At 48.8% G+C, this 3,585-nt stretch carries 3 protein-coding genes; 1 reads left to right on the top strand and 2 read right to left on the bottom strand.

All coding sequences use genetic code 11. The features are described from left to right. On the top strand, positions 1 to 466 hold a 466-nt coding region (locus LUQ50_RS04605; RefSeq protein WP_367278958.1), incomplete at its 5' end, for a DHHA2 domain-containing protein. A 31-nt stretch (positions 467 to 497) separates the two neighbouring features. Here LUQ50_RS04605 and LUQ50_RS04600 read toward each other — a convergent pair. Both LUQ50_RS04600 and LUQ50_RS04595 read right to left on the bottom strand, forming a co-directional pair. After that, positions 498 to 1,835 (bottom strand): cobyrinate a,c-diamide synthase, encoded by a 1,338-nt coding sequence (locus tag LUQ50_RS04600; RefSeq protein WP_300036865.1) that lies wholly within the window; start codon positions 1,833 to 1,835, stop codon positions 498 to 500. A gap of 11 nt (positions 1,836 to 1,846) precedes the next feature. Further along, the coding region (locus LUQ50_RS04595; protein ID WP_300036863.1) for a DNA-directed DNA polymerase at positions 1,847 to 3,585 on the bottom strand (1,739 nt) is incomplete at its 5' end.

Below are 3,585 nucleotides of genomic sequence, written 5' to 3'. Positions count from 1 at the left end.
GAAGATGTCAACCACTACTGCACGGGATCGGGAGGCAGTAGAATACCTCTCCAGGCTTATCGATCGCGATCCGGTGGAGTTTGGCAGTACGTTAATTCAGAAGGGTATGGACCTTGATCTGGTACCTCCAGAGGAATTGCTCACCCGTGATGTGAAAGAATACACCCTTTATGAGAAGGCAGTTGTCATCGCCCAGGTGATGACCGCATCAGATCAGTACCATACCGCTCACGACGAAGAGATAAGAGAAGCGTTGTCCGTGCTTCGACAGAAAACCGGTGTTGACCTGTACATTGTACTCTTCACCGATGTCATAGGACAGGTGAGTTATCTCTATGCAACTGGAGATGCCAGTTTGCTGGAACGGATTGGGTATGGCCGCCAACCGGTCGAACTTTCTGGTGTAATGTCACGAAAAAAAGATTTCTTCCCGGTCTTTGGACAGAAACTCAGAACTGTTCTCTGATCCGGAACGCGAAATATCCTGTTTTGGATAGTTACCGGTTCTGGTATATCCGGGCTGCCCTGATAAGCCCCGCCGTCATTTTTTCTGAAAAGTACGCATGAGTATACGAACCCATACAGTTTTCTGTATACATCCCGTCCTTTCCATCGGTGATACCTTTCCCCCGTGAGAGATCTATTGCATACCTGGCATCGCGGTCCGGGTTAAGCCGTGAATAATGGAATTCATGCCCCTGGATCCCGGTTCCTGCAGGTGCAACCGATGGACCCCCTGAAAAAATCCCAACTGTATAGTTGAGTGCCTGAAATCGTTTCTCCATGACTGCTTCAGCAGGGAGAAGACCGGTCCATGTAGATCTTCTTCCCTCTATTCCGGTGATCCCCCTACCCAGATACATGAGTCCGCCACACTCGGCATATATCGGCATCCCCGCCTCTCCGGCTGTCTTAATCTGGTCCCTGGCAGGACCGTTCTCAAGATCCTGTGCATACAACTCCGGGTATCCTCCTCCCAGATAGATCATATCAACCTGAGGGAGGCTGTCACTCACAGGACTGAAAAAGATCAGATCAGCCCCATGTCTTCTGAGTCTGTCCAGATTGTCCTGGTAATAAAAACAGAATGCGGAGTCTCTGGCTACCGCGATACGAACCATTGCGGGGTCAGAAGTTTCGAAGCCCTCTTCCCACGTCAGAGGGGGAGCGGTTCTCGCGATACTGATAATTTTTGATACATCGGCATGCTCTTCGAGGAGAGTTGCCAATCCCTCCGGGATCTCCATCTCTTCCCCCATGTAAAGCCCCAAGTGTCTGCTTCCAATCTCCAGATCGCTGGTCACTGGTATGAAACCAAGTTGTTCAACTGATTTTCTTACCTGCAGGAGTGCTTTGTGCCTGGGGCTTCCGACCATATTCAGGACCACCCCTGCCAGTCTTGTCTGTGGATCGTGCTTGCTGAATCCCTCGGCTATAGCGTGTACACTGCCTGACATCCCGCTCACCGGGATGACCAGGATCACCGGAGCTTCAAGTATTCGGGCAACATGAGCAGTACTGCCCTCCCAGGTCCCGTCCTGTCCGTCGTACATCCCCATCACCCCTTCAATGACCGCAATGTCTGCTCCGTTACAGGTATTGATGAAGGTCTCCATTACTTGCGGTTCTCCCATCATCACGGGGTCGAGATTACGTGATACTCTGCCGCAGATGCTGGTATGGTGGCTGGGATCGATAAAGTCGGGTCCTATCTTAAACGGCTGAACATTAAAACCCCGTTTAACCAGGGCCGCCATCAGACCACGTGCAACGGTTGTCTTACCGCAGTTACTATGGATTCCGGCTATGACGATCCTGGGAATCTGTATGTTCATATCCATTATTATCAGAAAAAATCAGATAGCGTGGTTCGGGTGGGATCCATATCAGTCCATGTCCATCCGATGGGTTCAAGGATCCTCGATATCGGTTGTTTGATCGTTTTATCAAGCATGAGTTCGTGATCAACGATGAATTCAGACGGCACCTGATCCCCGTACTCAAAACAGACCACATCGGTCTTTGGATATTTGCCTGAAACTGATTTGATATAGAGCCGCTTGGGTTTACTCCCTTTCCCAAAGTTCATCCCCAGATTTTCGTTCGCGTACTTAGCTCCCCTAATCTGGGCATCAGCAATGTCATAATCTGCAAGTCCTTTCCCAATTCCTCCGGGGATGCCGATCTCATCAAGTGGATATCCACCCGAGCGGTATTTGCGAATGATTTCTCCGAGATACTGTTTAATCTCAGGGAGTTCGGCTCCTTTCAGGATCCTGTTCATCACCTCTTTCATTACTTCACGGGTCAGGAGTGGTGAGTCTGATCGTTTTGCTTCAAACCCGACCATGTCAATCTCATTCACATCCTTTCCCTCCTTCCAGATGAGGTTGCCTGCATACCGTTTCTTCTTCCCGCCCTGGAAGAATCGACGGTATACTTTCTCGAATTTGATCGAGAAAAAGTGATGATCCGCATGGAGGACATCCCTAGCAAACTGATCATAACTTTCGTTCAGTTCCTTCTCAATTGATCTGGCTATGTGAATGGTCTGTTCCAGATCTCCGGGTGGTAACTGCACCATACAGGAATCGGTATCCCCGTAGATCACTGAAAACCCTTTTGATTCGATGATCGATCTGGTATGTTCGATGATTGCCCTGCCAACCGAGGTGACAGCTGCGCCTATCTCACGGTCATAGAGTCTGAACCGCGAGTATCCGCTCACCCCGTAGTAGGTGTTCATGATCACCTTGATCACGTTCTGTTGCATATCATAGAGATGATACTCCTGCGATCCAAACGGATACAAATTCCGCGTATTTTTCTTTTCATCACGTTCTTTCAGGAGTTCACTAATGATGCTTCTGGTCAGCCCGTCAGGATGAGATTTGAACCTGATTCCATTCGGAGCTATCAGGTCACCTTCAGGATCTTTGGTCTCTGGAGAGGCGTTGATCGTCATCATCGCCATCGGATACAGGGATTTCAGATCCAGAACCACGACATTTTCTTTCAGTCCGTGACTTGGATCAAAAACGGTTGCTCCCTCAAATTCATCACCTGCGGCATATCCTTTTGATGGCAGGATAAATCTTCCAAACGCTTTACGCAGAATGTAAATGTCGATGACGTTTGAGGAGTTCAGGGTCCGGTCGAGTGGGCATCCGACATACCTTGAAATCTCCTGATAAAATTCAATGATGCTGTTCTTCTGGTTGATCTTGACACAGAGTTCGACATCTTTATAGTTATATTCAATGAGCTGGGCAGGACTCTCTTTCCAGAATGATGAGGTCATTCCTGGGGAGTAATGAAAGGCCTTCACATCTCCTACTTCCCGCTCTCCCACCGCATCAAGCCGGTATGAATCGAGTTTTGAACTCTGCATCCGTTTGTATGCAGCAAGCAGATCAAATTCAACCCTTCCACGGATGGTACTTCGTTCGGATGGTCCTTTCAGCCTTGCCAGAACGTCTCCCGGAATATTGAGTTTTCTTATTCTCCCGAGGATGAAGGGAAGATCGAAATCAGTAAAATTCCAGCCGGTGAGCAGGTCGGGATTTTTCTCATTGATATAGGCTG

Origin of the sequence: Methanospirillum sp. (assembly GCF_028679455.1) — an archaeon.
In the GTDB taxonomy this organism is placed as follows: domain Archaea; phylum Halobacteriota; class Methanomicrobia; order Methanomicrobiales; family Methanospirillaceae; genus Methanospirillum.
Note: the sequence above shows the minus strand (reverse complement) of the source record. Positions and strands in the feature narration are given on the sequence as shown.

Excerpts from the sequence above, each read along its gene's own strand:
- LUQ50_RS04600 (WP_300036865.1), bottom strand. The coding sequence starts at position 1,835 with ATGAACATACAGATTCCCAGGATCGTCATAGCCGGAATCCATAGTAAC.